The 25831-nt window shown below is 72.6% G+C and carries 25 protein-coding genes and 1 tRNA gene; 11 read left to right on the forward strand and 15 right to left on the reverse strand.

The window, feature by feature from the left end:
• The first annotated feature begins 73 nt into the window (after positions 1–73).
• The 5 genes from infA (at position 74) to LHA26_RS07345 (ending at position 2170) form a co-directional block, all read left to right on the forward strand.
• The gene (infA, locus tag LHA26_RS07325) at positions 74–292 is read left to right on the forward strand and encodes a translation initiation factor IF-1 (RefSeq protein WP_003049127.1); all 219 of its coding nucleotides are present in this window, start codon (positions 74–76) and stop codon (positions 290–292) included.
• An 11-nt stretch (positions 293–303) separates the two neighbouring features.
• Positions 304–876, forward strand: coding sequence for a Maf family protein (locus tag LHA26_RS07330; RefSeq protein ID WP_252168061.1), 573 nt, complete (start codon positions 304–306; stop codon positions 874–876).
• On the forward strand, positions 869–1846 hold the full coding sequence (locus LHA26_RS07335) for a ribonuclease (RefSeq protein WP_252168062.1): 978 nt from the start codon (positions 869–871) through the stop codon (positions 1844–1846). The genes LHA26_RS07330 and LHA26_RS07335 overlap by 8 nt, the downstream gene beginning before the upstream one ends.
• Positions 1821–1994, forward strand: coding sequence for a DNA gyrase inhibitor YacG (locus LHA26_RS07340; protein ID WP_437441238.1), 174 nt, complete (start codon positions 1821–1823; stop codon positions 1992–1994). The genes LHA26_RS07335 and LHA26_RS07340 overlap by 26 nt, the downstream gene beginning before the upstream one ends.
• A 100-nt stretch (positions 1995–2094) precedes the next feature.
• Positions 2095–2170: transfer RNA gene (locus tag LHA26_RS07345), tRNA-Phe, on the forward strand.
• 102 nt (positions 2171–2272) lie between these two features.
• Here LHA26_RS07345 and LHA26_RS07350 read toward each other — a convergent pair.
• Positions 2273–2707 (reverse strand): hypothetical protein, encoded by a 435-nt coding sequence (locus tag LHA26_RS07350; protein ID WP_252168063.1) that lies wholly within the window; start codon positions 2705–2707, stop codon positions 2273–2275.
• A gap of 52 nt (positions 2708–2759) precedes the next feature.
• On the opposite strand from LHA26_RS07350, the gene LHA26_RS07355 reads away from it, so the two are divergent.
• Together LHA26_RS07355 and LHA26_RS07360 are read left to right on the forward strand one after the other, a co-directional pair.
• Complete coding sequence (locus LHA26_RS07355) at positions 2760–3053, forward strand: hypothetical protein (RefSeq protein ID WP_252168064.1); 294 nt, start codon at positions 2760–2762, stop codon at positions 3051–3053.
• Positions 3050–3265 (forward strand): hypothetical protein, encoded by a 216-nt coding sequence (locus tag LHA26_RS07360; RefSeq protein WP_252168065.1) that lies wholly within the window; start codon positions 3050–3052, stop codon positions 3263–3265. The genes LHA26_RS07355 and LHA26_RS07360 overlap by 4 nt, the downstream gene beginning before the upstream one ends.
• Before the next feature lie 18 nt (positions 3266–3283).
• On the opposite strand, the gene LHA26_RS07365 is transcribed toward LHA26_RS07360, so the two are convergent.
• The 5 genes from LHA26_RS07365 to hisG form a co-directional block, all read right to left on the reverse strand.
• Positions 3284–5377 carry a sodium-translocating pyrophosphatase gene (locus tag LHA26_RS07365; RefSeq protein ID WP_252168066.1) on the reverse strand — a complete coding sequence of 698 codons (2094 nt, stop codon included), beginning with the start codon at positions 5375–5377 and terminating at the stop codon, positions 3284–3286.
• A gap of 115 nt (positions 5378–5492) precedes the next feature.
• A complete protein-coding gene (gene thiL, locus LHA26_RS07370) occupies positions 5493–6407 on the reverse strand; it encodes a thiamine-phosphate kinase (protein WP_252168067.1) in 915 nt (304 codons plus the stop codon).
• An 11-nt stretch (positions 6408–6418) separates the two neighbouring features.
• Positions 6419–6874 carry a transcription antitermination factor NusB gene (gene nusB, locus LHA26_RS07375; RefSeq protein ID WP_252168068.1) on the reverse strand — a complete coding sequence of 152 codons (456 nt, stop codon included), beginning with the start codon at positions 6872–6874 and terminating at the stop codon, positions 6419–6421.
• Positions 6871–8187 carry a histidinol dehydrogenase gene (hisD, locus tag LHA26_RS07380; RefSeq protein ID WP_252168069.1) on the reverse strand — a complete coding sequence of 439 codons (1317 nt, stop codon included), beginning with the start codon at positions 8185–8187 and terminating at the stop codon, positions 6871–6873. Before hisD ends, nusB begins: the two co-directional genes overlap by 4 nt.
• On the reverse strand, positions 8177–8845 hold the full coding sequence (hisG, locus tag LHA26_RS07385) for an ATP phosphoribosyltransferase (protein ID WP_252168070.1): 669 nt from the start codon (positions 8843–8845) through the stop codon (positions 8177–8179). The genes hisD and hisG overlap by 11 nt, the downstream gene beginning before the upstream one ends.
• A gap of 86 nt (positions 8846–8931) precedes the next feature.
• On the opposite strand from hisG, the gene pheS reads away from it, so the two are divergent.
• Both pheS and pheT read left to right on the forward strand, forming a co-directional pair.
• The gene (pheS, locus tag LHA26_RS07390) at positions 8932–10017 is read left to right on the forward strand and encodes a phenylalanine--tRNA ligase subunit alpha (RefSeq protein WP_252168071.1); all 1086 of its coding nucleotides are present in this window, start codon (positions 8932–8934) and stop codon (positions 10015–10017) included.
• On the forward strand, positions 10014–12380 hold the full coding sequence (gene pheT / locus LHA26_RS07395; RefSeq protein WP_252168072.1) for a phenylalanine--tRNA ligase subunit beta: 2367 nt from the start codon (positions 10014–10016) through the stop codon (positions 12378–12380). Before pheS ends, pheT begins: the two co-directional genes overlap by 4 nt.
• A gap of 90 nt (positions 12381–12470) precedes the next feature.
• Here the strand turns inward: pheT and LHA26_RS07400 are convergent, their stop codons facing one another.
• The 4 genes from LHA26_RS07400 to LHA26_RS07415 form a co-directional block, all read right to left on the reverse strand.
• Positions 12471–12989, reverse strand: a complete 519-nt coding sequence (locus LHA26_RS07400; RefSeq protein WP_252168316.1) for a CarD family transcriptional regulator — start codon at positions 12987–12989, stop codon at positions 12471–12473.
• A gap of 205 nt (positions 12990–13194) precedes the next feature.
• On the reverse strand, positions 13195–13533 hold the full coding sequence (fdxA, locus tag LHA26_RS07405; RefSeq protein WP_252168073.1) for a ferredoxin FdxA: 339 nt from the start codon (positions 13531–13533) through the stop codon (positions 13195–13197).
• A gap of 61 nt (positions 13534–13594) precedes the next feature.
• Positions 13595–13867: an RNA-binding S4 domain-containing protein gene (locus LHA26_RS07410; protein WP_252168074.1), complete on the reverse strand. Its 273-nt coding sequence runs from the start codon at positions 13865–13867 to the stop codon at positions 13595–13597.
• Positions 13860–16409, reverse strand: coding sequence for a helicase-related protein (locus LHA26_RS07415; RefSeq protein ID WP_252168075.1), 2550 nt, complete (start codon positions 16407–16409; stop codon positions 13860–13862). The genes LHA26_RS07410 and LHA26_RS07415 overlap by 8 nt, the downstream gene beginning before the upstream one ends.
• A gap of 183 nt (positions 16410–16592) precedes the next feature.
• On the opposite strand from LHA26_RS07415, the gene LHA26_RS07420 reads away from it, so the two are divergent.
• Positions 16593–17924: a M23 family metallopeptidase gene (locus tag LHA26_RS07420; protein WP_252168076.1), complete on the forward strand. Its 1332-nt coding sequence runs from the start codon at positions 16593–16595 to the stop codon at positions 17922–17924.
• On the opposite strand, the gene LHA26_RS07425 is transcribed toward LHA26_RS07420, so the two are convergent.
• From LHA26_RS07425 to LHA26_RS07445, 5 genes are all read right to left on the reverse strand, one after another.
• On the reverse strand, positions 17896–19530 hold the full coding sequence (locus LHA26_RS07425; RefSeq protein ID WP_252168077.1) for an ATP-binding protein: 1635 nt from the start codon (positions 19528–19530) through the stop codon (positions 17896–17898). The genes LHA26_RS07420 and LHA26_RS07425 overlap by 29 nt on opposite strands.
• Positions 19531–19593: 63 nt before the next feature.
• A complete protein-coding gene (locus LHA26_RS07430) occupies positions 19594–20358 on the reverse strand; it encodes a TIGR02186 family protein (protein ID WP_252168078.1) in 765 nt (254 codons plus the stop codon).
• A complete protein-coding gene (locus LHA26_RS07435) occupies positions 20355–21269 on the reverse strand; it encodes a sulfite exporter TauE/SafE family protein (protein WP_252168317.1) in 915 nt (304 codons plus the stop codon). The genes LHA26_RS07430 and LHA26_RS07435 overlap by 4 nt, the downstream gene beginning before the upstream one ends.
• Before the next feature lie 89 nt (positions 21270–21358).
• On the reverse strand, positions 21359–22180 hold the full coding sequence (locus tag LHA26_RS07440) for a hypothetical protein (protein WP_252168079.1): 822 nt from the start codon (positions 22178–22180) through the stop codon (positions 21359–21361).
• Between the two features lie 761 nt (positions 22181–22941).
• Positions 22942–24303, reverse strand: coding sequence for a glycosyl transferase family protein (locus LHA26_RS07445; RefSeq protein ID WP_252168080.1), 1362 nt, complete (start codon positions 24301–24303; stop codon positions 22942–22944).
• A gap of 212 nt (positions 24304–24515) precedes the next feature.
• Here LHA26_RS07445 and LHA26_RS20255 point away from each other — a divergent pair, with 212 nt between their 5' ends.
• Positions 24516–25112 carry a MarR family winged helix-turn-helix transcriptional regulator gene (locus tag LHA26_RS20255; RefSeq protein ID WP_437441239.1) on the forward strand — a complete coding sequence of 199 codons (597 nt, stop codon included), beginning with the start codon at positions 24516–24518 and terminating at the stop codon, positions 25110–25112.
• Positions 25113–25831 lie beyond the last annotated feature (719 nt).

The raw sequence follows: 25831 nt of genomic DNA on the forward strand, positions 1-25831 counted from the left end.
ATGGCTTCCCTTTGCGGGCGGCAATCGCTATGGCGGCGCCGGTTATGCGGCTCCTGCCCGATACAGAGGTTTGATGGCGAAAGAAGAACTGCTCGAGATGCGGGGCCAGGTGGTGGAGCTGCTGCCCAACGCCATGTTCCGCGTGCGACTCGAAAATGATCATGAGATTCTTGGTCATACCGCCGGCAAGATGCGCAAGAACCGCATTCGTGTGCTGGTCGGCGATGAGGTGCTTGTCGAACTCACGCCCTATGACCTGACCAAGGGCCGCATCACCTACCGCTTCAAATAAGGCGGCCGGCCATGCGCCTGGTGCTCGCCTCCGCCTCGCCGAGGCGGCTTGATCTGCTGGCGCGGATCGGGATCGTGCCCGAAGCGGTCGATCCCGCCGATCTCGACGAAAGCCCGCGTCGCGCCGAGCTGCCCCTGCCCTATGCCGAGCGGCTGGCGGCCGAAAAGGCGCGGGCGGTGGCCGTGCGCCACCCCGGCTGCGCGGTGCTCGCCTGCGATACGGTGGTGGCCTGCGGCCGCCGCATCCTGCCCAAGGCGGAGGACGAGGCCAGCGCGCGCGCCTGCCTCGCGCTGCTCTCGGGTCGGCGCCACCGCGTCCATTCGGCGGTGGCGCTCATCACCCCCGAAGGCGCGCTGCGCCGCCGCCAGGCGACCAGCGTCGTCGGCTTCAAGCGGCTCTCGAGCGACGAGATCCAGGCCTATCTGGCCGGCGGCGAATGGCACGGCAAGGCGGGAGGCTATGCCATTCAGGGCTTCGCCGAGAGCTTTGTCCGCTTCCTCTCCGGCAGCCATTCCGGCGTGATCGGCCTGCCGCTGTTCGAGACGCGGGCGCTGCTGATCGGCGCCGGGCTGATCCATGGCTGAATGGCTGGTCGACGCGGGCGTCGGCGAACAGCGCGCCGCCCTTGTCGAGCAGGACTGCATCCTCGAAGCCGCGATCGACCGCGACGACGACCGGCTGCGTGTCGGCGAGATCGTCGCGGCGCGGCTGGGCGAGCGGATCGGGCGCGGCGCCTGGCTGCGGCTGGAGCGCGGCGCGTGCGTGCTGGAGGCGGTGCCGCCCGGCCTTTCGGAAGGGCGGCCGCTGCACGCCGAGATCATTCGCGAGGCGCTGCCCGAACCCGGCCGCGCCAAGCCGGCGCGCGCGCGGATCACCGAGGCGCCGCCGCGTGCCGCGCCCGCGCTGGCGGAGCGGCTGCAGGGCGCGCCCGTCCGGATGCTGGGCGCGCACGAGGCGGGCCGGCTGGAGGCGCTTGGCTGGAGCGCGCTGATCGAGGAGGCGATCAGCGGCGAAATCGCCTTTCCCGGTGGCGCGCTGCGCCTCTCGCCCACGCCCGCCATGGCGCTGTTCGACGTGGATGGCGGTCTGCCGCCCTTTGAACTCGCCTGCGCCGGTGCCCGTGCGGCGGGCGCGGCGATCCGCCGCCTCGGCATTGGCGGCTCGATCGGGCTCGATCTGCCGACGCTCGGCAACAAGGCCGAACGCAGCGCGGCGGCGGCGGCGCTGGATGCGGTGCTGCCCCCGCCCTTCGAGCGGACCGCCGTGAACGGCTTCGGTTTCCTGCAGATCGTCCGGCCGCGCGCGCGCGCCTCGCTGCCCGAGCTGGTGCGCGCCGATCCCGCGCTCACCGCCGCGCTCGATCTGCTGCGCCGCGCCGCCGGGCTGGTGGGCGCGGTGACGTTGGTCGCGGCGCCGGCGGTGATCGCGCGGCTCGAGGCGCGGCCGGACTGGCTCGCCGCGCTCGGCCGCCGTGTGGGGGGCGCGATCGCCTTGCGGGCCGATCCCGCGCGCGCCATATCCCCCGCCTATGCCGATGCCGTCCCGGGGCGCTGACGCCGCCTGCCCGCTCTGCCGCCGCCCGGTCCAGCCGGACTTCGCGCCCTTTTGCAGCCAGGGCTGCCGCGATCGCGATCTTCTGCAATGGCTGGGCGAAGGCTATCGCCTGCCCGGCCGCGCGATGGATACGGAGGAGGAGGGCTGAGCGCGCCGCTTCCGGGCCGCCGCGCACGTGTGCGAAATGGCTCTAGACAGGCGCCGCTCCCGCCCTCTATAGGCGCCGCTCCCACGCAGGACATGCGTTGGCCCGGGTAGCTCAGTTGGTAGAGCACGTGACTGAAAATCACGGTGTCGGTGGTTCGATTCCGCCCCCGGGCACCACAAGCGCGAAGAAGGCCCGCCTGGCCCCCCAGATCGCATCCGCTGAAGCCTCTCCCGCGCCCGCGAGTGCCGGCGCCTTTCCGCGTGGCCAAGGCTGTACACTCAGAGCGAGGTCTCGCGCCGCGTGAGTGCCAGAAATTCGTCCGGCACGGGCAAATCCTTGGGCCAGTAGCCCGCCCCCTTCAGGTTCCAGAAGCGCCGCGATCGCCAGATGTTGGTGCCGAGCACCTTGACCTTGTCGGTGCCGTCGAGCCGGTGGCCGGCCGCCTCGAGCCCGGCGACCAGCTGGCTCCGGGTGAGCGGGCGGCCCGCCTCCACGATCAGCCCGCGCGCATCGTCGAGCAAGGTGCTGAGCTGGGCGCTCTGCTCCGCGCGCGAACGCCCGGCGCGGCCGACCGGGAAAAGCGTGTCGCCCATGTCGAAATTGATCTGGCCTTCCTGGATGCGGGCATAGGTGTGGATCAGCCGATCCAGGGCCTCCAACTCCGCGCGCAGTTGGCTCCGTCGTTCGAGTGCTTTGCGCAGCAGATCGTCCATTCCGTTCCCCCTGCCCGATCCGGCTCCGTGCGGATGGAGCCGCACTCTCCTCATGATCCGGAGGCCCGGGCGGGAAACAAGTTTGGAATATTACTTGGGCGCGTGCGGCTTTGGGCGAAGAGAATGGCTTTTTAAGAAAAGCTTGGTTAACGCGGGCGTATCTTCGTGGAACATCGGGGCAAGCGACGCGCTGATGCGATCGCCGTCGACGAGGGAGAGCATCGTGGAACGGGTGAAGATCTTGCTGGCCGCCGGAACGATCGCGGCGCTGGCGATGGCGGCCATGCCCGCCAAGACCGCGCAGGTCGAGACGCCGGCTGCATCGGTGGCGGCCCCCGCGCGATGAGCGACGATCCGCTCGGCGACGCCATGCTGCGCGAAGCTGCGGCCCGGCGCCGGGCCAATGCCCGACCCGAGGCGGATGCAGCCTCGGCGGCGGGCGAGCGCAGCCTGCGCCGCTGGCGCCGCGGCGCGGATATCGGCCTCCTCGCCCTGCTCGGCCTAGTAGCGGCGCGGATCATCGCCCGCCGCCCTGGCGCGCGCGGCGGCGACGCCTGAGCGCCGCCGCCGGCCCGATCATCGGGCGAGCGCCGCCAGCAGCAGCAGCGCGACGATATTGGTGATCTTGATCATCGGGTTCACCGCCGGCCCGGCGGTGTCCTTATAGGGATCGCCCACGGTGTCGCCCGTCACCGCGGCCTTGTGCGCCTCCGAGCCCTTGCCGCCATAATTGCCATCCTCGATGAACTTCTTGGCATTGTCCCAGGCACCGCCGCCGCTGGTCATGGACACGGCGACGAACAGGCCTGACACGATCACGCCCAGCAGCAGCGCGCCAAGCGCGGCGAAGCCGTTGTCGAGCCCCGCTACGGCGCGCACCAGCAGGAACACCAGCACCGGCGCCAGCACCGGCAGCAGGCTCGGCACGATCATCTCGCGAATCGCCGCGCGCGTGACGAGATCGACCGTGCGCGCATAATCGGGCCGGGCAGTGCCCTGCATGATGCCGGGATTGGCGCGGAACTGCGCGCGCACCTCCTCCACCACCGCGCCCGCCGCGCGGCCCACCGCCGTCATGCCGAAGGCGCCGAACAGATAGGGGAGCAGCGCGCCGAGCAGCAGGCCGACGATCACATAGGGGTTGCCGAGCGCGAAATCGACCGTGACGCCAGGGAAGAAGGCCTTGAGATCGGAGGTATAGGCGCCGAACAGCACCAGCGCCGCCAGCCCCGCCGAACCGATCGCATAGCCCTTGGTCACTGCCTTGGTGGTGTTGCCCACCGCGTCCAGCGCATCGGTGCGGCCGCGCACGCTCGCTTCCAGCCCCGCCATCTCGGCGATGCCGCCGGCATTGTCGGTGACCGGGCCATAGGCATCGAGCGCGACGACCATGCCCGCCAGCGCCAGCATCGCCGTGGCGGCGAAGGCTATCCCCAGCAGCCCGGCGAGCTGGTGCGCCGCCACCACCGCGATCACGATCGCGATCGTCGGCAGCGCGGTCGATTCCAGGCTGATCGCCAGGCCCTGGATCACGTTGGTGCCGTGGCCGGTCGCGCTCGCGCGGGCGATGGCCTTGACCGGCCGATAATTGGTGCCGGTATAATATTCGGTGATCCACACCAGCGCGCCGGTCAGCGCGAGGCCGATGACCATGCACAGGAACAGGCTGGTGCCGGTGGCGCCGGTGGCGGCGATCGGCTGGTCCATCGCGCCCAGGGTGAAGCGCGTGGCGCCATAGAGCGCCGGCACCGCGAGCAGCGCCGCCGTCCAGAAGCCCTTGTAGAGCGCGCCCATGATCGTGCCGCTGCCGAGCCGCACGAAGAAGGTGCCGAGGATCGAGGTGAGGATGCACACGCCCCCGATCAGCAGCGGCAGCGCCATCAGCCGCAGCGTGGCCGCGGGATCGCCCGTGCCGGCGAACAGCGCCACCGAGATCATGGTGACGCCGAGCGTGACGACATAGGTTTCGAACAGATCCGCCGCCATGCCCGCGCAATCGCCGACATTGTCCCCCACATTGTCGGCGATCACCGCCGGGTTGCGGGGATCGTCCTCGGGAATGCCCGCCTCGACCTTGCCGACCAGATCGGCGCCGACATCGGCCGCCTTGGTGAAGATTCCGCCGCCCAGCCGGGCGAAGATGGAGATGAGCGAGGCGCCGAACGACAGCGCGACCAGTCCGTCCACGATCGCGCGGTCCTGCGTATCGCCGGGGCGATGCCCGGCCGCCAGAAGCGCGGCGAAGAAGAGCGCGATGGCGAGCAGCCCGAGCCCGGCGACGAGCAGGCCGGTGACCGCGCCCGAGCGGAAGGCGGTGGTCAGCCCCGCCTGCAGCCCGTGGCGCGCCGCCTCGGCGGTGCGGACATTGGCGCGCACCGAGATCATCATCCCGATAAAGCCGGTCAGGCCCGACAGGAGCGCGCCGATCGTGAAGCCGATCGCCGGCACCGCGCCGAGCAGGGCCAGCACCAGCGCCGCCATCACCACGCCGACCAGCGCGATGGTGCGGTATTGGCGCGCCAGATAGGCACCGGCCCCTTCCTGGATGGCGGCGGCGATTTCGATCATGCGCGGCGATCCGGGCGGCAGGGCCAGCAGCTGGCGGCTGGTGACAAGGCCGTAGAGCACGGCGACCGCCCCGCATGCGATAGCCAGATAGATGACGATCATGGGCATCCTCCTCACGAGGCCCGTGTGATCGAGTGCGCCCGCCGCGTTTGCCGGGGTCGGCCGCGCCGGGCCTCTGTCGGAGATAGAACAAGGCTTTGCGCGCCTTGGCAACCGGTCAGAGCGCGGAGCCATGCTCCCAGCCCAGCCGATCCGGCGGCGCCAGCGCGGCGCCGCGCCAGCGCAGCGCCAGCCCCTCGCCCGCCGCGAACCGGCCGATCCGCACCGCGCCCAGCGCCGCGAGCGCCGGCGCGCTGGCCTCCGCCGCGGCGAGGATCAGCGCATAATCGTCGCCGGCGGTGGCGGCACGCAGCCGGCTGTCGCGATCGGCGCCGGCAAAGGCGGCGAGCGCGGGCGAGCAGGGCACGGCATCGAGCGCGATCGTCACCGCCAGGCCAGAGGCGGCGGCGATGCGCGCCGAATCGATCAGCAGCCCGTCGGACACGTCCGCCATGGCATGGGCGTGCGGCGCCAGCGCGCGGCCGAGCGCGAGCAGCGGCTGCGGCCGGCGATAGGCGGCGAGCAGCGCCGCCGGCCCGGGGACGCCGCGCGCGATGGCGAGCCCGGCCCCCGCCTCGCCGATCGCGCCGGCCAGCCAGAGATCGTCGCCCGCGCGCGCGCCGCGCCGGTCGGGCGCGATGTCGCTGCGGCCGAGCGCGGTCAGCCCCATCATCCGCGGGGCGCCACGGGGCATGGAGACGGTGTCGCCTCCCAGCAGCGGCACCTCGAACCGGGCGAGCGCCCGCTCGAGCCCGTCCACGAAGCGCGCGTCCCACCCCGCCTCGCCCAAGGGATAGCCGAGCAGCACGCCCAGCGGCACGGCCCCCTTGGCGGCGAGATCGGAGAGATTCACCGCCACCAGCTTCCAGGCGACGTCCTCGGCCGGATCGTCGGGAAGATAATGCACGCCTTCGACGAGCATATCATGGGTGAGCACGAGATCGCCGAGCACGGCGGCATCATCGGCAAGGCCGCGCGCGGCCGGATGGGTGGCGAGGCGACGGAGCCGGGTGATGAAGTCGGCCTCGGCCACGGCGCCCGGCCTCAGCCGCGCACGTCGCGCGCCACCGCGTCGAGCAGGCCGTTGACGAAGCCCTTTTCGCGCTTGTCGTAGAAGGCGTCGGCGACATCGACATATTCGGAGATGACCGAGGCCACCGGCACGTCCGGACGGGCGATCAGTTCATAGGCGCCGGCGCGCAGGATCTGGCGCATCGGCCGGTCGAGCCGGTCCATCGTCCAGCCGGCCGCGAGCCGGGTGGCGATGCGCGCGTCCAGCTCCGCGCGCCGGCTGTCCACGCCGGCGACGATATCGTCGAAGAAGCTCACCTCGGCATCGGCGTACTCGACCTCGTCAATGGTCGCGCCGAGCCGGTGATTGTGGAATTCGGTGAGCAGCATGGGCAGCGGCGTGCCCTCCATCTCCTGCTGGTACAGCGCCTGCACGGCGGCGAGGCGCGCGGCGGAGCGCGCGCGCGATCGGTTCGGGGTCTTGGTCATGCGGTCGGATCCAGGCGGAGCGCCACCGAACGGGCATGGGCGGGCAGCCCCTCGGCTTCGGCCAGCGCCACCGCCGCCGGGCCGATCCGCTGGATCGAGGCCGCGTCGCAGGCGAGGAAGCTGGTGCGCTTCATGAAATCGAGCACCGATAGGCCGGAGGCGAAGCGCGCCCGGCGGCCGGTGGGAAGGACATGGTTGGGGCCGGCGACGTAATCGCCCACCGCCTCAGGCGTGTGGCGGCCGAGAAAGACCGAGCCCGCATGGCGGACGCGCGCGAAGAGCGGATCGGGATCCGCCACCGCAAGCTCCAGATGCTCGGGCGCGAGCCGATCGCAGAGCGGGATCGCATCGGCGAGCGTGGCGACGCGGATGATCGCGCCATTGGCCTGCCAGCTCGCCCGCGCGGTCGCGCCGGTGGCGAGCGCCGCCAGCTGCGTCTCCACCGCCGCCGCCACCGCGTCTGCAAAGCCTTGATCGTCGGTGAAGAGGATCGACTGGCTGGTCGGATCATGCTCGGCCTGGCTCAGCAGATCGGCGGCGATCCAGGCGGGATCATTGCCCGCATCGGCGACCACGACGATCTCCGAAGGGCCGGCGACCATGTCGATCCCCACCCGCCCGTAGAGCTGGCGCTTGGCCTCGGCCACCCAGCCATTGCCGGGGCCTACGATCACGTCCACCGGCGCGATCCGCGCGGTGCCATAGGCCAGCGCCGCCACCGCCTGGGCGCCGCCGATGCGCCAGATCTCGTCCACGCCGGCCAGCGCGGCGGCGGCCAGCACCAGCGGGTTGATCACGCCGTCGGGCGTCGGCGTCACCATCGCCAGCCGTTCCACCCCGGCCACCTTGGCGGGGATCGCGTTCATCAGCAGCGAGGAGGGATAGGCCGCCCGGCCGCCCGGCACATAGAGGCCCGCCGCCGCGACCGGCAGCCAGCGCGCGCCCAGCCGCACGCCCGCGCCATCGATGGTGTCGCGATCGGCGGGGCGCTGGCTCTCGTGATAGGCGCGGATCCGCGTGGCGGCGAGTTCCAGCGCCGTGCGCAGCGCCGGGTCGAGCGCGGCCAGGGCGGCGTCGCAGGCGGCGCGCTCGATGCGCCAGCCGGTGGCGTCGAGATCGTGGCGATCGAAGCGGGCGGTGCGCTCCGCCACCGCCGCGTCGCCGCGCACGCGGACATCGGCGAGAATGGCGGCGACATCGCGCGACACATCGTCATCGGCCTCGCGCCGCGCCTCGACCAGCGCGGTGAAGCGCTCGGCGAAATCGCCGGCGGCGGCGTCGAGCCGCAGCGGGCCCCGGGTTTCAGGCGGCACGCGGCATCTCCTGCGCGGCGGCGCGGAAGGCGGCGACCAGCGGCGCCAGCACATCGGCGCGCGTCTTGTAGGCGGCGCGGTTGACGATCAGCCGGGCGCTCACCTCGGCGATCGTCTCCACCTCGACCAGGCCATTCTCCGCCAGCGTCCGGCCCGAGGAGACGAGATCGACGATGCGATCGGCGAGCCCCAGCGCCGGCGCGATCTCCATCGCGCCGTTCAGCTTCACGCACTCGGCCTGGACGCCGCGCGCCTCGAAGTGGCGGCGCGTGGTGTTGGGATATTTGGTGGCGACGCGCACATGGCTCCAGCCCCGCGGATCGTCGGTCGCGGCGAGGCCGCGCGGTTCGGCCACCGCGATGCGGCAATGGCCGATGCCGAGATCGACCGGCGCGTAGAGTTCGGAATAGTCGAATTCCGCGATCACGTCCGAACCGACGATGCCGATCTGCGCCGCGCCGTGCGCCACGAACGTCGCGACATCGAAGGCGCGCACGCGAATCATCGCGATATCCGCGCGATCGGTGGCGAATCGCAGCGCGCGGCTGGCTTCGTCGCCAAAGCTCGGCTCGGGCCGGATGCCGGCACGCGCGAGCAGCGGCAGCGCTTCGCCCAGGATGCGGCCCTTGGGCACGGCGAGGATGATCGGATCGGCCATGATTGCGCCGCGAGATAGCGCTGGCGGCGGCGGCCGGCAAGGATGCTGGGCTTGATCCTCGCGCGCGAGCGTCTAGGCACGCGCGCATGACTGAGATCGATCCCTTGCAGGAAGAGCTGCTCGCCCGCATCGCCGCCGCCGACAGCGCCGAGGCGCTGGAAGCCGCGCGCATCCATGCGCTTGGCAAGCAGGGCGTGGTGACGGCCCTGCTCAAGACGCTGGGCGCGATGAGCCCCGAGGAGCGGCTCGCGCGCGCGCCCGCCATCCAGGGGCTGCGCGAGGCGGTGGCGGCGGCGCTGCAGGCGCGCAAGACCGGTTTCGAGCGCGCCGCGCTCGACGCGCGGCTGGCGGCGGAGACGCTGGATCTCTCGCTGCCGGTCGAGCCGGGCGAGCGCGGCAGCATCCACCCGGTGAGCCAGGTGATGGACGAGCTGGCGGAGATTTTCGCCGATCTCGGCTTCGCCGTCGCCACCGGTCCCGAGATCGAGGACGACTGGCACAATTTCACCGCGCTCAACATTCCCGACGCGCATCCCGCGCGGGCGATGCACGACACTTTCTATTTCGACCGGACCGACGAGTCCGGGCGCAAGATGCTGCTGCGCACCCACACTTCGCCGGTGCAGATCCGCACCATGGTGCAGGGCGCGGTGCCGATCCGCATCATCGCGCCCGGCCGCACCTATCGCAGCGATTCGGATGCCACCCACACGCCCATGTTCCACCAGGTGGAAGGGCTGGTGATCGATCGCGGCATCACGCTCGGCCATCTGAAATGGACGCTGGAGACGTTCGTCCGCGCCTATTTCGAGCGCGACGACATCGTGCTGCGGCTGCGGCCCAGCTATTTCCCCTTCACCGAGCCCTCGATGGAGGTGGATGTGGGCTATCAGCTGATCGGCGGAAAGCGCGTGATCGGCGGCAACGAGCCCGATGGCTGGATGGAGATTCTCGGCTCCGGCATGGTGCATCCCAAGGTGATCGCCGCCTGCGGGCTGGATCCGGAGCAGTGGCAGGGCTTCGCCTTTGGCTGCGGGATCGATCGGCTGGCGATGCTGAAATATGGCATGGATGATCTGCGCGCCTTCTTCGACGGCGATCTCCGGTGGTTGCGGCATTATGGCTTCGGCGCGCTCGACGTGCCGACGCTGAGTGGGGGAGTCGGCGCGTGAAGTTCACCCTATCCTGGCTGAAGAGCCATCTCGATACCGAGGCGGACGCCGCGCGGGTGGCCGATGCGCTGACGCGGATCGGGCTGGAGGTGGAGAGCGTCTCCAACCCCGCCGATGCGCTGCGCGCCTTCACCATCGCGCGCGTGCTCACCGCCGCGCCGCATCCCCAGGCGGATAAGCTGCAGGTCCTGTCGGTCGATGCCGGCGGCGGGCCGCTCCAGGTGGTGTGCGGCGCGCCCAATGCGCGTGCCGGGCTGGTCGGCATTTTCGGACCGCCGGGCGCCTATGTGCCGGGGCCGGGCATCACGCTCAAGGTCGCCGCGATCCGGGGTGTCGAATCGAACGGCATGATGTGCTCGTTCCGGGAATTGGAGCTCGGCGAGGATCATGACGGCATCGTCGAACTGCCGGCGGACGCGCCGGTCGGCACCGCCTATGCCGAATGGGCGGGGCTGGACGATCCGCTGTTCGATGTCGCGATCACGCCCAACCGTCAGGATTGCATGGGCGTGCGCGGCATCGCGCGCGATCTCGCCGCCTTCGGGCTTGGCCGGCTGCGGCCGCTGGCGGTGCCGTCCATCACCGCCGAAGGGCCGGCCAGCATCGCGATCGATACCGAGGACGCGGCGGGCTGCCCGGCGCTGTATGGCCGCACCGTCGCGGGCCTGCGCAATCCGGCCTCCCCCGCCTGGCTCGAGCGGCGGCTGAAGAGCATCGGCCAGCGGCCGATCTCGGCGCTGGTCGATATCACCAATTTCCTGATGTTCGATCTCGGCCGTCCGCTGCACGTCTATGATCGCGCCAAGCTCGGCGCGCGGCTGGTCGCGCGTCGCGCGCGCGCGGGCGAAACCGTGCTGGCGCTCAACGGCAAGCGCTACACGCTCGGCGACCGCATGACGGTGATTGCCGATGAGCGCGCGGTGCACGATATCGGCGGCATCATGGGCGGCGAGGAGAGCGGCGTGTCCGCCGACACGCGCGAGATCGTGATCGAGTGCGCCTATTTCGATCCGGATACGATCGCCCTCACCGGCCAGGCGCTGGGCCTTGGCTCCGATGCGCGGAGCCGCTTCGAGCGCGGGGTCGATCCCGCCTTTCTCGACGATGCGCTCGCCATCGCCACCGGGCTGGTGCTGGATCTGTGCGGCGGCGTGGCGAGCGCGCCCGTCCGCGCCGGCACGCCGCCGCTCGCATCGCGCCGCATCGCCTATGATCCGGCGAAATGCCTCGCCCTTGCCGGGCTGGACGTGCCGGAGGAGACACAGCGCGCGCTGCTCGAGCGGCTCGGCTTCGCGATCGGGCCGGACTGGACGGTGACGGTGCCGAGCTGGCGCCGCGACGTGGATGGCGCCGCCGATCTGGTCGAGGAGGTGATCCGTCTCCATGGTCTGGAGAAGGTGCCCGCCACGCCGCTGCCGCGCGCGGCCGGCGTGGCGCGGCCCACCGCCAGCCCCGAGCAGAGGCTGGAGCGCCGGCTGCGTCGCGCCGCCGCCGCGCGCGGCTTCTGCGAGGCGGTGACGTGGAGCTTCCTGTCGGACAAGGAGGCGTCTGCCATGGGCGGCGGCAGCTGGACGCTCGCCAATCCGATCAGCGAGGAGCTGAAGGTGATGCGGCCCTCGCTGCTGCCCGGCCTGGCCCGCGCCGCCCAGCGCAACCGCGATCGCGGCGCCACCGGCGTGCGCCTGTTCGAGCTTGGCCGGCGCTATCTGGACGAGGGCGAGCGGCCGACGCTGGCGGTGCTGATCGCCGGCGAGGCGAGCCCGCGCGACTGGCGGACGGGCCGCGCCCGCCCCGCCGACGCCTATGACGCCAAGGCGGAGGCGATCGCCCTGCTCGCCGCCGCCGGGGTGCCGGTGGAACGGCTCCAGCTCGTCGGTCCCGGCGGCCCGCACTGGCATCCCGGCCGCTCGGGCCAACTCGGGCTCGGGCCCAAGATGGTGCTGGCGCGCTTCGGCGAGCTGCATCCCGATACGCTGCGCGCGCTCGATGTGGAGGGGCCGCTGGTCGCCGCCGAACTCTATCTCGATGCGATTCCCGCGCGGCGGGAGAGCGGCCGGGCGCGCGCCGGCTATGCGCCGCCGCCGCTCCAGCCGGTGCGGCGCGATTTCGCCTTCCTGCTGCCCGAGGCGGTGCCCGCGGACAAGCTGCTGCGCGCGGTGGCGGGCGCGGACAAGCAGGCGATCACCCAGGTCCGGCTGTTCGATGTCTTCACCGGCGCGGGCGTCGGCGAGGGGATGAAATCGTTGGCGGTGGAGGTGCTGCTCCAGCCGCAGGACAAGAGCTTCGCCGAGGCGGATCTGAAGGCGATCGCCGACAGGGTGGTGGCGGCCGCCGCCAAGCTGGGCGCGACGCTGCGCGGCTGAAGGCCGGCCCTGCGGGCGCCGCCCGTGGGGCCGATACGAAAAAGGGCGGCGCGAACGGCCGCCCTTTTCCACATTTACCGGACCATGATGCTATTTATTGTGGATCGCCGCGGCTTCGCGGAGGATCTCGAGGATCTTCTCCTGCGCGCGGGTCTCGTCGGTCTCTTCCATCGCGGCCAGTTCCCGCGCGAGGCGGCTGGTCGCCCCCTCGAAGATCTGCCGCTCGGAATAGCTCTGCTCGGGCTGATCGTCGGCGCGGAACAGATCGCGCACTACCTCGGCGATCGAGACGAGATCGCCGGAGTTGATCTTCGCCTCATATTCCTGCGCGCGGCGCGACCACATGGTGCGCTTCACCTTGGGCTTGCCCTTCAGCGTGGTGAGCGCCTCCTGCAGCGTGACGGAGGAGGACAGCTTGCGCATCCCCACCGACTCGGCCTTGTTGGTGGGCACGCGCAGAGTCATGCGCTCCTTCTCGAACCGGAGCACGTAAAGTTCCAGTTTAGCGCCCGCGATCTCCTGGCTTTGCAGTTCGATCACGCGCCCGACGCCGTGCTTGGGATAGACGACATAGTCGCCGACGTCGAAAATCAGCGCCTTGGCAGCCATTGTGTACCTTTCCGGAATTAAGCCGGCGATTCCGCGCAATCCACGCGACGCCATGGCCGCGCGGCCACGGGGCAATGCACCGGCCACCCACGTCAAAGAGGGATGGCCTGTTCCCCGCACGACGGAAAAGGCCATCCCCCGACGGGTAGGCCTTATACCACAATTAAGGATCGAATGGTAGGCGCTCCGCCCGGAAAAGCGCGGGTCAGTCGCCCTGGCCGGGTTCGGGCGAGAAGAACTTCTCATATTTGCCCTCGACCGCCTTGAAGGAATCGGCATCGGCCGGCGCGTCGCGCTTGCGCGTGATGTTGGGCCATTGCGCCGAGAAGCTGGCGTTCAGCTCGAGCCACTGCTCGAGCCCGCTCTCGGTATCGGGCAGGATCGCCTCAGCCGGGCATTCCGGCTCGCACACCCCGCAATCGATGCACTCATTGGGGTTGATGACGAGCATATTGTCGCCCTCGTAGAAGCAGTCCACCGGACATACCTCGACGCAATCCATATACTTGCAGCGGATGCAGGCATCGGTGACGACGTAGGTCATGCGGGGCTAACTCTTCAGGCGGACAATGGACGGGCCCTGCTAGTGGCAGTGCCGCACCGGGTCAACCGGCCGCGCCTAGTTCCGTGTAGCAGGCCTGCGCCTCGGGCGCCGGGCCGCGCCGCTGCGGCAGCGCCTCCACCCGGACGATGCGGACATCGCCGCCGATCGGCAGGCCCAATATCGAGCCGACCCGCACCGCCGCCGCCGGCTTGCTCACCGGACGGCCATCGATCCGGACATGGCCTTCGCCCACAATGCTCTGGGCGAGGCTGCGCGTCTTGGCGAAGCGCGCGAACCACAGGAAGCGATCGAGCCGGATCGAGGTTTCAGCCATGCGTTCCTTCCGGAGCCAGGAGTGAGGCGAGCGAACCAAAGGCGTTGCCGGGGCGCTGCGGGCGCGGCGCCGGGCCCGGCCGTTCCGGCCGGCGGCCCCGCCACAGCCAGGCGATGGCGCTGTCATGGCCGGCGCGGTGCTGGGCGAAGCCGAGCAGCCGCATCAGCCGCGCGACGGCGGGGGGCTTGAGGCCGAGCGAGGTGGACAGCGAGGCATCGGGCACGAAGGGCCGCTTGCCCTCGCGCGCGTCATGCGCCTGGCGGGCAAGCCGCTCGACCAGATCGACGCGCAGCATCTGGTCGCCCAGCAGCCGGAAGCCCGCGCGCCGCGCCGCGCCCGCCAGCAGCGGGCCGGGGCGATCGATCATCGCCGCGCCCGCCGGCGGCAGCGGCGGCATCATCGCCTCGTCGCGCGCGGCGGCGAGCGCCAGCCGCCAGCGGATCGGCTCGGGCTTGAGCAGCGCCGGCACGAACAGATCGAGCGTGCCGATGCGCAGCCCGAGCCGACCGACCGCGTGGCGCTGCGGCCGGTCGAGCGGCGGCAGCGCGGCGGCCACCTGCTCGCGGGCCACCACGCCCCCGCCATCCGCCAGCGGCACCAGCAGCGCGCGCACCAGCGCCGGCGTCGCCGCATCGCGCGCGGCGGCGCTGATCGTAACGAGCGGTGCGAGATGGCGGCCGATCTGCGCGTCGAGCCAGCTCCGCAGCCGCGCCGCCACCGCGCCGCGCTGCTCGGGGGAAAGCGGATCCAGCGTGCGGTGCAGCGTGATGCGCGGCTCGGTGAGCGCCTTGCCGCGGCCGAGCCGGGCGACGACATCGCCCCGCCAGAAGATCGCCACCGGCCGGCCGATATCGGTGGCGAGCGTGAAGGCCTCGTCGCCATCCTCGATCAGCGCGGCGGCGCGGCGCGCCAGCTCGGTGCCGAGCCGGCGTTCGGCGGCGGCGAGCAGCCGCTTCATATCGGCATGGCGCGCGGCGGCGTCGGCGACGAAGCGGAAGCCGGTGAGATGGCCGATCGCCTCGTCCGCGACCAGCACCTGGCCCGCCTCGGTGATCGTCACCGGCAGCATGTCGGCGCCGCGCGCGGACAGGTCGCGCAGCAGCACCGAGGTGCGGCGATCCACGAAGCGCTGGGTCAGCCGGTCGTGCAGCGCGTCGGACAATTTCTCCTCGAGCGCGCGGGTGCGGTCGGCCCAATGGCCCGGCTCCGCCAGCCAATCGGCGCGATGCGCGATATAGGCCCAGGTCCGCGCCGCCGCGATGCGATCGGCGAGCGTCTCGACATCGCCCTGCACCGTATCGAGCCGCGCCAGCTCGTCGGCGAACCAGCCGGCGGGGATGCGGCGGTCGCCCTCGCTGAGATGCTGGAAGATCCGCGCCACCAGCCGGGCGTGATGCTCGGGTCCGGTCTTGCGGAAATCGGGCAGGCCGCAGGCATCCCATAGCCGCTTGGTCATCGCCGCGCCGCGCGCGCGATGCGCCATGTCGGGCTCGCCCGCCAGCCGCTTGAGCACGGCGAGATCGGTGGATTGCGGCGCCGCGCGCAGGCCGGGCCGGTCGGGCCGCGCCTCCAGGCTGGCGATCAGCGCGTCGACGCCGCGGAAATCGGGCAGGCCGGTGCGCCAGTAGAGATGATCGAGCGGCGGGAACTGGTGATTCTCGATCGCGAACACCTCGTCGGGCTCGAACAGCGCACCGCCGCCCCCCTCGCTGCCGAGCGTGCCGAAGCTGCCGTCGCGCTGGTGGCGGCCGGCGCGGCCCGCGATCTGCGCCATTTCGGGCACCGTCAGGCGGCGGCTGCGGCGGCCGTCGAACTTGCGTAGCGAGGCGAAGGCGACATGGGCGACATCCATGTTCAGCCCCATGCCGATCGCGTCGGTGGCGACGAGATAATCCACCTCGCCCGCCTGATACATGGCGACCTGCGCGTTGCGCGTGCGCGGGCTCAGCGCGCCCATCACCACCGCCGCGCCGCCGCGCAGCCGCCGCAGCATCTCGGCGACGGCATAGACCTCCTCCGCCGAGAAGGCGACGATCACCGAACGCTTGGGCAGGCGCGACAATTTCTTCGGGCCGGCATAGGAGAGGGTGGAAAAGCGCGGCCGGCCGGTGATCTCGGCGCCGGGCACCAGCGCGCGCAGCATCGGCCGCAGGCTCTCGGAGCCGAGGATCATCGTCTCCTCGCGCCCGCGCGCGCGCAGCAGCCGATCGGTGAAGACATGGCCGCGCTCGGGATCGGTGCCGAGCTGCGCCTCGTCCAGCGCGACAAAGGCGAAGTCGCGATCCAGCGGCATGCTCTCGGCGGTGGTGAGGAAGTAGCGCGCCGTGGGCGGCACGATCTTTTCCTCGCCCGTCACCAGCGCGACCTGTGCCTCGCCCTTCTGCTTGACCACGCGGTCATAGACCTCGCGCGCCAGCAGCCGCAGCGGGAACCCCATGAGACCGGAAGAATGGCCGCACATCCGCTCGATCGCGAGATGCGTCTTGCCCGTGTTGGTCGGGCCCAGCACGGCGATCAGCCGGCCATCAGGAGCGTTGCCCATCCTGCACCCAAGGTGGCGACTGCGCGGCCGGTTGGCAAGACCGGCTCGGCGCGCGCGGGACTCGCTTCATCCTTGGTCGAACGCCGCCGCCAGGCTTAGGGCCGCCTTAACCCTGTCGGGGCACAAGCACGGATCGGTTTTGCGGGACGATCTATGCAGCAAGAGGCGCGCACGGCGGGGGACATGGCGGGTCGCGTCCGGCGCCGCCCGCCCGTCGCCGGCCGCCGCGCGGGCGGCAGCCAGGGCCTGTGCGTCGATCTCGGCGCCGAGATCGGCTCGCCCGTCTGGTGGCGCGGTCTCGCCACGCTCGCCGCGATGATCGGCACGCTGCTGCATGTCGCGCCCGGACCGGAGGCGCTCGTCCCGCCCCGTCCCGCGCCGGCCGCGCCGCGCTCCGCCCCGCCCCGGATCGCGCCGGCCCCCGCCCCGGCCGCGCGCCTGCGCCTGATCGTGAGCGCCGAGACCGCGCTGCCCGCGCTGCTGATGGCGGCCGGGGTTGCGCCGGTCGAGGCGGCGCGCGCGGCGGCGCTGCTCGCGCCCGCCCAGGCGGGGCTTGCCCGCCCCGCCCCGCTCACGCTGAGCCTCGGCGCCGCCCGGCCCGGGGGTGGCCGCGCGCTGGCGCTCGCCGAGCTGCGTCCCAGCCTCGCGCTGCGGCTGCGCGTCCGCCCCCAGGCCGGAAGCCTCGTGCTGGAAAGCCGCCGGCTGGCGCTGCAGAGCGGGGCGCTGCGCCTGTCGCTGCCGATCGGGCGCAGCCTCTACCATGCCGCGCGCGATGCCGGCGTGCCGCTGCCCGCCCTGGCCGACTATCTTCGCGCGATCGCGCAGCATGTTGCGATCGAGGCGCTGCGCCCCGAGGATCGGTGCGAGATGGTGCTCGCCTATGTCCGCGCCGCCGATGGCGTCGGCGCGCCGGGCCGGCTGCTCGCGGCGGGGCTGGAGCATGACGGCGAGCGCCTCCGCCTCGCCCGCTGGACGGATGCGGACGGTACCGAGAATTGGTTCGACGCGCAGGGGCGCGGCCCCGCTCGCGCCGGCCTCGCCTGGCCCGTCGCCGGCCAGCTCAGCTCGGGCTTCGGCATGCGCCTCCACCCGATCCTCGGCTACAGCCGGATGCACCAAGGGGTCGATCTCGCCGCGCCCGCCGGAACGCCGGTAGTGGCGGCGGAGGATGGCCAAGTCGGCTTTGCCGGCTGGCATGGCGGCCATGGCAATTATGTGCAGATCCGGCACGATCCGGCGCTGGTGAGCGGCTATGGCCATCTCAGCCGCATCCTGGTGCGTCCCGGCGAGCGCGTGCGCCAGGGCATGTTGATCGGCTATGTCGGCTCCACCGGCCTCTCGACCGGGCCGCATCTCCATTTCGAGCTGTTCCGCGATGGCGTGGCGATCGATCCGCGCACCGCGCCGCTCACCCGCACGGTCCGGCTCGGCGCGGCGGCGCTGCCCGCCTTCCGCGCCGCCTTCGCCCGGCTGGCCACGCTCCCCGTCAGCGCCCCTGGCGGCGCCAACGGTTGATCACGCGGGCGATCGTCTCCTCCTCCTCGCCCGAGCCGCGCCACAGATCGGAGAAGAGCGGATCGCCCGAGGCGGGACGCCGCCCCTTGTCCAGCGTGTCCAGCGAGACGCGCACCGGCACCGACACGCCCTCGCCGCAGACGATGCATTCGCGGTTGCGCAGCGCCGGCACCATATCGAGGAAGCCGCGCGCGCCCTCGGGCATGGCCGCGCGGACATGCGCCTGATCGCGCTCATTGTTGAGCCGCATCGCGATGATCGTCCCGCATTGCGAGAGCACGCCCTCGGCGAGATCGGACGGGCGCTGGGTGACAAGCCCCAGCGCCACGCCATATTTCCGCCCCTCCTTGGCGATCCGCTCCAGCACGCGGCGGACCGCGGCGCCGCTCGACACCCGCTCCGAGGGCACGTAGCGATGCGCCTCCTCGCAGACGAGCAGGATCGGCCGGGTCTGTTCGTGTCGCGCCCAGATGGCATAGTCGAACACCAGCCGCGACAGCAGCGCGACCACCACCGACGTCACCTCCGACGGCACGCCGGACACGTCGATGATCGAGATCGGCTTGCCGCGCGTCGGCAGGCGGAACAGCCGCGCCAGCGTCGAGGCCATGGTATCGCCCACCAGCATGCCGGAGAACATGAAGGCGAAGCGCGGATCGGAGCGGAGCTCGTCCAGCCGCGTCTTGATCCGGACATGCGCGCCGGTGTCGCCCGCGCGCTCCAGCTTGCCCATATCCTGCACCACGATCGCGACCAGATCGGAGAGAAGATAGGGCAAGGGGCTGTCCACCGTCACCTTGCTCATCCCCTCGGCGAGCCGGCTCTTCTGGCGCGCGGCGAGCAGGCAGCGGCCCAGCACCTCGAGGTCGCGCTGCCGCTCCGGCCCGCTCACCGTCAGCATGATCTCGGCATGCTCCTCGAAATTCATCAGCCAGTAGGGAAGCGCCAGATTCTCCACGTCGAACAGCTCGCCATAGCCGTCGAAGGCGGCGGCATATTCGCCATGGGGATCGATCATCACGACATGGCCGTCCGGCGCCGCCTCGCAGATGCGGTGCAGGATCAGCGCGAGGCTGGTCGATTTGCCGGTGCCGGTGGAGCCGACCAGCGCGAAATGGCGGCCGAGCAGCGCATCGATCTGCAGCGCGGCGCGCACATCGGCGCTGGGATGCACCATGCCGATCTCGATGTGCGGCCGCTCGTCGGCGGCGAAGATCGCGCGCAGATCGGCCGGATCGGTGGCGATCACCGCCGCCCCCGGCAGCGGATAGCGCGTCACGCCGCGACGGAAGTCGCGCAGCCCCGGCCCATCGCCGACCGGCGCCTCGCCGAGAAAATCGAGCTCGGCGATCGCCTGGTCGGGATCGGTGCGATCCAGCGTGAGGCTGCGCACCGTGCCCACCACCCAGAGCGCGCCGGTGCGGATCTTGACCTGCGCGCCCACCTCGCCCGCGCGGCCGCCGGCGGCGCCGTCGAGCGCGTGCAGCCGGGCGAGGCGGAGCAGGATCTTGGCGCCGCCGCCGGCGACATCGAGCACGAAGCCGATCGCGCGGTCCTCGGCCGCCGCCGGCGCCGGCGCGGCCTCAAGCATGTCCGTGCCGATCATCCCACTCTCTCCAAGCCACGCGCTACCGTGCTGATGGCTAGGCGGCAGGGGTAAAATTTCGGTTCAGATCCGGCGGAACAGCGCGCCCGCGCCCCAGCCGATGACCAGCGAGAGCGCCACCGCCACCAGCCCATAGGCGATCGACCAGCGCCGCGCCGCCTGCGCCACCAGCCGCTCGAACCCCGTCTTGGCGACGCGCACCTCGCGCACCGCCGCCGCCACCACGCGCCCGTCCTGGATCAGGAAGGTCTCGGCGGTGTAGCGCCCCACCGGTACCCGCGCCGGAATGGCGATGCGCGCGCGGTAGAGCACATGATCGCGGATCGCCACGCCGCCCGCCTCCTCGCGATAGAGGCCGGCGCGCCGCTTGAGCGCGATCAGCCCGTCTTTGAAGCGCCGCTGCTCCTCCGGTAGCGCGCCCGACACGGGCGACATCTGCAGGCTGTCCAGCCCCAGCTCGTAGATGAAGGCGGTGCGCGCATCCACCAGCCGGTCGATCGGGCGCGAGCTTGCCACCGCGTAGAAGCTGGGCGCGGAGCGGAACCGCGCGCTCTCCGCATTCACCCATATTCCCGCGATCTTGCGCTTCTGCCGCACGATCACCGATTCGGTCGGACCCTTGAGCACGATCGCGATATCCGCCGGCCGGTCGGGCATGATCCCGCCCGGATAGAGGATGGCGCCGAACAGCAGCAGCTCGTCGCCCGCGAAACTGTAGAGGATGCGCACCGAATCGTCCGACACGTCGGGCACCAGCACCGGCTTGGCGGCGCCCAGGCAGAGCAGAGCGGCGAGCGCCGGCGCCAGCCGGCGGGCGGCCCGGCTCATCCGCGTTCCACGCTGAAGATCTCGCCCGGCTGCCAGGTGAGCCCCACCGCCATGCGCACCGCCACCATCAGCACCAGCAGCGCGAGCAGCAGCCGCAGCCATTCCGGCCGCAGCCGCATCGCGAAGCGCGAGCCGAGCTGCGCGCCCGTGGCCGAGCCGATCAGCAGTAGCAGCGCCAGCACGATATCCACCGCCTGGGTGGTGACGGCGTGGATCATCGTCGTCGCGGCGGTGACGAACAGGATCTGGAACAGGCTGGTGCCCACCACCACCTGCGCCGACATGCCGAGCAGATAGATCATCGCCGGCACCATCACGAAGCCGCCGCCGACGCCGAGCGACACCGTCAGCACGCCGGTCAGCGCGCCGAGCAGGAAGGGCGCGAGCGGCGAGATGTAGAGGCCCGAGCGATAGAAGCGCCAGCGCATCGGCAGCCAGGCGATCAGCGGATGATGGCGGCGCTGGCTGCGCCGGGGCTTGGCGCCGCGCCGCTGCGCGAGGATGGTGGTGGTCGCCTCGTGCGCCATCAGGCCGCCGATCGATCCGAGCAGCAGCACATAGGTGAGCGCGATCACCGTATCGATCTGGCCGAGCCGCTGGAGCAGCCGGAACAGCAGCGCGCCCAGGCCGGAGCCGAGAATGCCGCCCGCCACCATCACGCTGCCCATGCGGAAATCCACGCCGCCGCGCCGCACCTGCGCCAGCACGCCCGACACGCTCGCCCCGGTGATCTGGGTGGCCGAGGAGGCGACCGCGACGGCGGGCGGAATGCCGTAGAAGATCAGCAGCGGCGTGGTGAGGAAGCCGCCGCCGACCCCGAACATGCCCGACAGCAGCCCGACCCCGCCGCCGAGCAGCACCATCACCAGCATGTTCACCGAAAGCCCGGCGATCGGCAGATAGATATGCATCATCGTCAGGCTAGTCGCTGATCCCCGCCGGTGGAAGCGCCACCACCGTCGGAGAGCGTCCGCGTCGGGCCCGGGCGATCCGGCCCGCCTCAGAAGCCGAGCGTCAGCGTCAGCGCCGGGCCGCTCCCGGGCAGGCTGCGGCCGGCGAGGCGGAACCGCCAGTCGAGCGCGGCGCCCATCGTCGCGCCGGCCAGCGGCAGGCGCAGCACCAGGCCCGGACCGGCATCGATGCGCGCCGCGCCCGGCTGGGCGGCCCCCCAAAGGCCGAGCGTCGCCGCCACCTCGCTTCGGCCGCGCGTGGCGAGCGGACGGCCGAGTCGCGCCGCGCCATCGGCAAAGCCGCGCGGCCGCGCCGTGCCGATCAGGCCGGCCTGGCCATAGCCATCCAGCCAGAGGCGGCGCGCCAGCGGCCGATGATGGAGCCCCGCGACGAGCAGCGCCGCCCAATCCGCCGGGCCGCCGCCGCGCAGCGGAACGCGCCGCTCCACCAGCAGATGCACGGGCAGCCTCGCCCGCACGCGCCAGTCGATCCCCGGCGCGATCTCGGCCTGAGGCGGCGCGGCGAGCGCGCGCGAGACGCGCAGCGAGGCCGCCAGCCGCCGCCCCTTGCCGATCGGATGCGTCAGCCGCATCCCCGCCTCGCTCCCGCCAAGCTCCCCGATCTCGGCGATCCGCGTCACCGCCGAGGGCGGCCGCACCAGCACCCACAGCCCGCCCTGCCAGCGGCTAGGTCCGGGCCGATGCCGCGCCGCGACCGGCGCCGGCCCGGGCGGCAGCGCCTCGGTCGGCGCGCGCCCGGCCTCCAGCGCCCGGGCCCGGGCGAGGCGCGCGGCATCCTCGCCATAGCGCGCCGGCGCCTCCGGCCGCGCGCCGAAATCGCCGTCCAGCGGCGGCATGGGCGCGATCGGCACGGTCGCCGACCATCCCGCGCCGATCGCCTCGGCTGCGGTCGGCGCCCGGGACGGCGCGGACGGAGCGGCCGGCGCCGGTGCGGGTCCGGCCGGAGCGATGCGCGACCGGGTGGAAGCCTCTCCCGCCGCGACGACGCCCACCCTACCGTCCGCGCCCCTTGATCGCGCACCATCCGCCGCCTCTCCCGAGCGACCAGCACGCACCGCCAAGCGTGGGGCGCGATCGGGCGCTGGACGTCGGGCCGGATCCGCCCCCGCGCTCGCCTCCGCCACGTCTCGAGGCGCAGCCTGCGCGGAGCGCACCGGCGCGACCGTCCCACTGGTCCCTGCGCCCGCCCGATCTGAAGCCTGCCCCGCAACCCCGGCCCGCCCCTCCTCCGCGCCCGCGAATCGCGCGCCGTCTGCCGCATCTCCCGTCGGCCGCGTCGCGCGCGCCCATGCTGCGGCGGGATCGGGCCTTTCGCGCCGGGCGCGGTCCCGCCCGGCCCCCGCCCCGCGCGCACCGCCAGGCGCGCCCGGCGGGGATCGCACCGGTCTGATCGCGAGGCGGATGTCCGCCGCGCCGGCGCGCCGCGCGATCAGCCCCCGCGCGCCGCCCGGCTTCGGCGTCGCCTTCCGCGTCTCCACGGGGCGCACCGCCTCCAGGCCGGGACGGCGTGCCCGCGTCTCCTCGCCGGCCGCGAGACGCAGCACGATCCGGCCCGCGATCCAGAGCGTGACGATCAGGGCCAGGGCGCGCAGCGGCGGCAGCCGGGCCGCCGTCATGCGTCCGGATCCGGAAAATCATGCTCGGTCTTGTCCCAGCGCACGCGGCCGGTGCGGCGCAGCGCCAGATACAGGCCGATCGCGCGGAGGCTCGCCGCCATCGCCACGAGATTGCCGATCAGGAGGTGCACAGGGGTGAGCAGCGCGAGGCGCCAGCCATGGTCGCGCGCGGTGAAGCCGGCGCGCACCGCCATCCGCCAGCCGAGCAGCGCCAGCGTCGCGCCGATAAGTGGCGGTGGCGGAACCGGTGCCGGGCCGCCGCCGATCGCGCGCGCGATCGCGCCGAGCAGCGGACCGAGATAGGCGGCGAAGAGGATCAGCGCGGCGAGCGGCGGCCGGCGGTCGCGCAGCAGCATCCAGCGATCGGCCGGGCCGCCGCGCCAGCCCAGCCGGGTCCAGCCGAACAGCGCGATCCCCGCGATCCAGCGGCTCTTCTGCTTGGTCGCGGCGGCGAGGCTGGCGGGAAAACAGGCGCGCACCGCCACCGGCGGCGCGCCGGGCCGCGCCGGCAGGCGGACAAAGGCGCTCCGCCCGCCCAGTGCGCGCACGCGCAGGCCGAGTTCATAATCCTCGGTGAGGCTGTCCGCGTCGAACGGACCGGCGCCGCCGCCGGCGAGCCGGGCGAGCATCGCGGGCCGGAGCGCGCAGCCCGTGCCGGCGGAGGGCAGCGCCGCGCCCATCGCCGCGCGGATCGGCAGGAGCTTGCCGTGCGCCTCGGCGAACTCGCCCGCATAATGGCCCGATACCAGCCGCGCCCAGGCGCCGCGCCGCCGCACCGGCACGGCGTGGACGGGCAGCTGGACAAGGTCGAACCGCTCGATCAGCGCGTCGAACAGTGCCAGCTCGTCGCCATGCACCTCATCCTCGGCGTCATGCAGCACCACCGCCTTGGCCGGGCGCCCGGTGCGCGCCTCATCGGCGCGGAGCGCGCGCCACAGCCAGTTGAGGCAACTCGCCTTGGTGGTCGGCCCGGGACGGTCGCCGATCACCAGCCGCATGCGCGGATCGCCGCCGGCGGCGGCGCGCACCGCCACCCGCGTCGGCCGGTCATTGGGATAGGTGCCGATATAGAGGCGCCAGTCGGGATGGCGCAGCCGGGCGCGGGCGGTCGCCACCATCGCGCCGATCACGCGCGCCTCGCCCCAGGCGGGCACGAACAGCACCAGCCGGCCCGGCCGATCGGGGGCGAGATCGGCGAGCGTGGCCGGCGGAGGACGGCGGCGCGACGCCCGGCGGCGTCCCAGGCCGCGCATCAGCCAGGCCAGGTCGATCGCCAGATCGTCCAGCCCGGCCACCAGGATGCCCACCACGGCGAAGAGCATCAGCTCGCGCGCGGCGGCCGCCAGAGCCGCGTCCATTGCCACCCCCCGCGCGGACGATGCGCGGGCCCGGCGTCTCGGTCAGCCTCGTAATGCGCCGGAGCGGTCGGCCGACATTCCCCCAAGTCGCCGCCCTGCGCGCCACCCGCTATGCAGGCGGTTCGCGCGGATCCTTGCCCGGCGGCGCCGACTCAGGCTCGGGCGGGGCCTGCCATATTGTGCCGCGACGCGCGCTCGGCCATGCAGGGGCCATGGCCCGCGCGCTCCGCCTCCAGCATTTCCTGCCCTATCGGCTGTCGATCGCCTCCAACCAGGTGAGCGGGCTGGTGGCCGAGGCCTATGATCGGCTGTTCGGCCTGTCGATCCCCGAATGGCGCGTGGTGACGGTGCTGGCCGAGGCGGCGCCCTTGAGCCAGCTCGATATTGTCGGGCGCACGCTGATGGACAAGATGACGGTGAGCCGCGCGGTGCGGCCGCTGGTGGCGCGCGGCCTTCTGGATCGGGAAACGCACAAGGGTGATCGCCGCGCCCAGCATCTCCGGCTCAGCACCGCCGGCCGATCGCTGTACGAATGCGTCGCCCCCCAGGCGCTGGCGATGGAGGCGGCGCTGCTCGAAGGCTTTACCGCCGCCGAGGTGGCGGCGCTGGAAAGCGCGCTCGATCGGTTGCGCGCGCGCGCGGCGGCGCTGAGCCGCGATGCCGGTCAGTCGGTCGGGGTCGATGCCGGCGCCGCGGCGGCGGCCGGCGATGGCGCGGTGGCGGCGATGGGCAGGCCGGCGGGCGGCGTGCCGGGATCGAGCAGCGCCGCCGTCTCGATCCGGTCGAGCGCGCCGCGCCCGGCCAGATAGCGCCGCGCCGCGCCGATCCAGGCGGCGGCGGGGCGATGATCGGGCAGGCGGATGATCTCGGCCAGCGCGCCATCCACCTGTCCCGCCTCGATCAGCCGCTGCGCGCGCGCGACGCGATCGGCGGGGCGGTTGGCGGGCTCGCCCGAGCGGCGGATCACCACCAGCCCGGCAAAGGCCTGGCGCAGGCTGCGCCACCAGCTCTGATCCGCGCTCTCGCCGCTCGCCAGCTGCGGCGCGATGGCGTCGAGCCCGGTCTGCAGCTCGGCCAGCGTCACCGGCTGGCGCGCGGCGGAGAGCAGCGTCGCCACCGCCTCGGCCTGGTCATGGCCGAAGCGCTGGCGCAGCAGACCCTCGATATAGCCGAGCTGGAGCCCGCGATCGAGCGCGCGGCGCGCGGCGAAGGCGACGAGCAGCCCCTCGGCGCGGCTGGCGTCGCCGGTGGCGGCACGCGCCTGCGTCTCGATCGCGTCCACCTTCTCCTCGAGCAGGGCGATCTCGGCGCGGGTATCGGCGCTCTCCGCCGCCGCCGCGCCGCCACGCGCGATCGGCGCCGAAGCGGCGGTGGCGGACGGCGCGGGCGCCGGGGCGAGGCGGCGCGCCCGCGCGATCGCGGCTTGCGCCTCGGCCTGGGGCACGAGGCCGATCAGCCCGGCCGCGCGCGCATTATGGCCGAGCGCATAGCCCGCCGCCAGCAGCCCGCCGAGAAAGGCGAGCAGCAC

This window comes from Sphingomonas morindae, assembly GCF_023822065.1.
Classification (GTDB): Bacteria; Pseudomonadota; Alphaproteobacteria; order Sphingomonadales; family Sphingomonadaceae; genus Solisphingomonas; species Solisphingomonas morindae.

Excerpts from the sequence above, each read along its gene's own strand:
- LHA26_RS07425 (WP_252168077.1), bottom strand. The coding sequence starts at position 19,530 with ATGATCGGCACGGACATGCTTGAGGCCGCGCCGGCGCCGGCGGCGGCC.
- LHA26_RS07430 (WP_252168078.1), bottom strand. The coding sequence starts at position 20,358 with ATGAGCCGGGCCGCCCGCCGGCTGGCGCCGGCGCTCGCCGCTCTGCTC.
- nusB (WP_252168068.1), bottom strand. The coding sequence starts at position 6,874 with ATGACCAAGACCCCGAACCGATCGCGCGCGCGCTCCGCCGCGCGCCTC.
- fdxA (WP_252168073.1), bottom strand. The coding sequence starts at position 13,533 with ATGACCTACGTCGTCACCGATGCCTGCATCCGCTGCAAGTATATGGAT.
- LHA26_RS07355 (WP_252168064.1), top strand. The coding sequence starts at position 2,760 with ATGATCCGGAGGCCCGGGCGGGAAACAAGTTTGGAATATTACTTGGGC.
- LHA26_RS07365 (WP_252168066.1), bottom strand. The coding sequence starts at position 5,377 with ATGATCGTCATCTATCTGGCTATCGCATGCGGGGCGGTCGCCGTGCTC.
- hisG (WP_252168070.1), bottom strand. The coding sequence starts at position 8,845 with ATGGCCGATCCGATCATCCTCGCCGTGCCCAAGGGCCGCATCCTGGGC.
- LHA26_RS07400 (WP_252168316.1), bottom strand. The coding sequence starts at position 12,989 with ATGGCTGCCAAGGCGCTGATTTTCGACGTCGGCGACTATGTCGTCTAT.
- LHA26_RS07445 (WP_252168080.1), bottom strand. The coding sequence starts at position 24,303 with ATGGACGCGGCTCTGGCGGCCGCCGCGCGCGAGCTGATGCTCTTCGCC.
- LHA26_RS07350 (WP_252168063.1), bottom strand. The coding sequence starts at position 2,707 with ATGGACGATCTGCTGCGCAAAGCACTCGAACGACGGAGCCAACTGCGC.
- LHA26_RS20255 (WP_437441239.1), top strand. The coding sequence starts at position 24,516 with ATGGCCCGCGCGCTCCGCCTCCAGCATTTCCTGCCCTATCGGCTGTCG.
- LHA26_RS07410 (WP_252168074.1), bottom strand. The coding sequence starts at position 13,867 with ATGGCTGAAACCTCGATCCGGCTCGATCGCTTCCTGTGGTTCGCGCGC.
- infA (WP_003049127.1), top strand. The coding sequence starts at position 74 with ATGGCGAAAGAAGAACTGCTCGAGATGCGGGGCCAGGTGGTGGAGCTG.
- LHA26_RS07330 (WP_252168061.1), top strand. The coding sequence starts at position 304 with ATGCGCCTGGTGCTCGCCTCCGCCTCGCCGAGGCGGCTTGATCTGCTG.
- LHA26_RS07435 (WP_252168317.1), bottom strand. The coding sequence starts at position 21,269 with ATGCATATCTATCTGCCGATCGCCGGGCTTTCGGTGAACATGCTGGTG.
- LHA26_RS07360 (WP_252168065.1), top strand. The coding sequence starts at position 3,050 with ATGAGCGACGATCCGCTCGGCGACGCCATGCTGCGCGAAGCTGCGGCC.
- LHA26_RS07415 (WP_252168075.1), bottom strand. The coding sequence starts at position 16,409 with ATGGGCAACGCTCCTGATGGCCGGCTGATCGCCGTGCTGGGCCCGACC.
- LHA26_RS07420 (WP_252168076.1), top strand. The coding sequence starts at position 16,593 with ATGGCGGGTCGCGTCCGGCGCCGCCCGCCCGTCGCCGGCCGCCGCGCG.
- LHA26_RS07335 (WP_252168062.1), top strand. The coding sequence starts at position 869 with ATGGCTGAATGGCTGGTCGACGCGGGCGTCGGCGAACAGCGCGCCGCC.
- LHA26_RS07340 (WP_437441238.1), top strand. The coding sequence starts at position 1,821 with ATGCCGATGCCGTCCCGGGGCGCTGACGCCGCCTGCCCGCTCTGCCGC.
- pheS (WP_252168071.1), top strand. The coding sequence starts at position 8,932 with ATGACTGAGATCGATCCCTTGCAGGAAGAGCTGCTCGCCCGCATCGCC.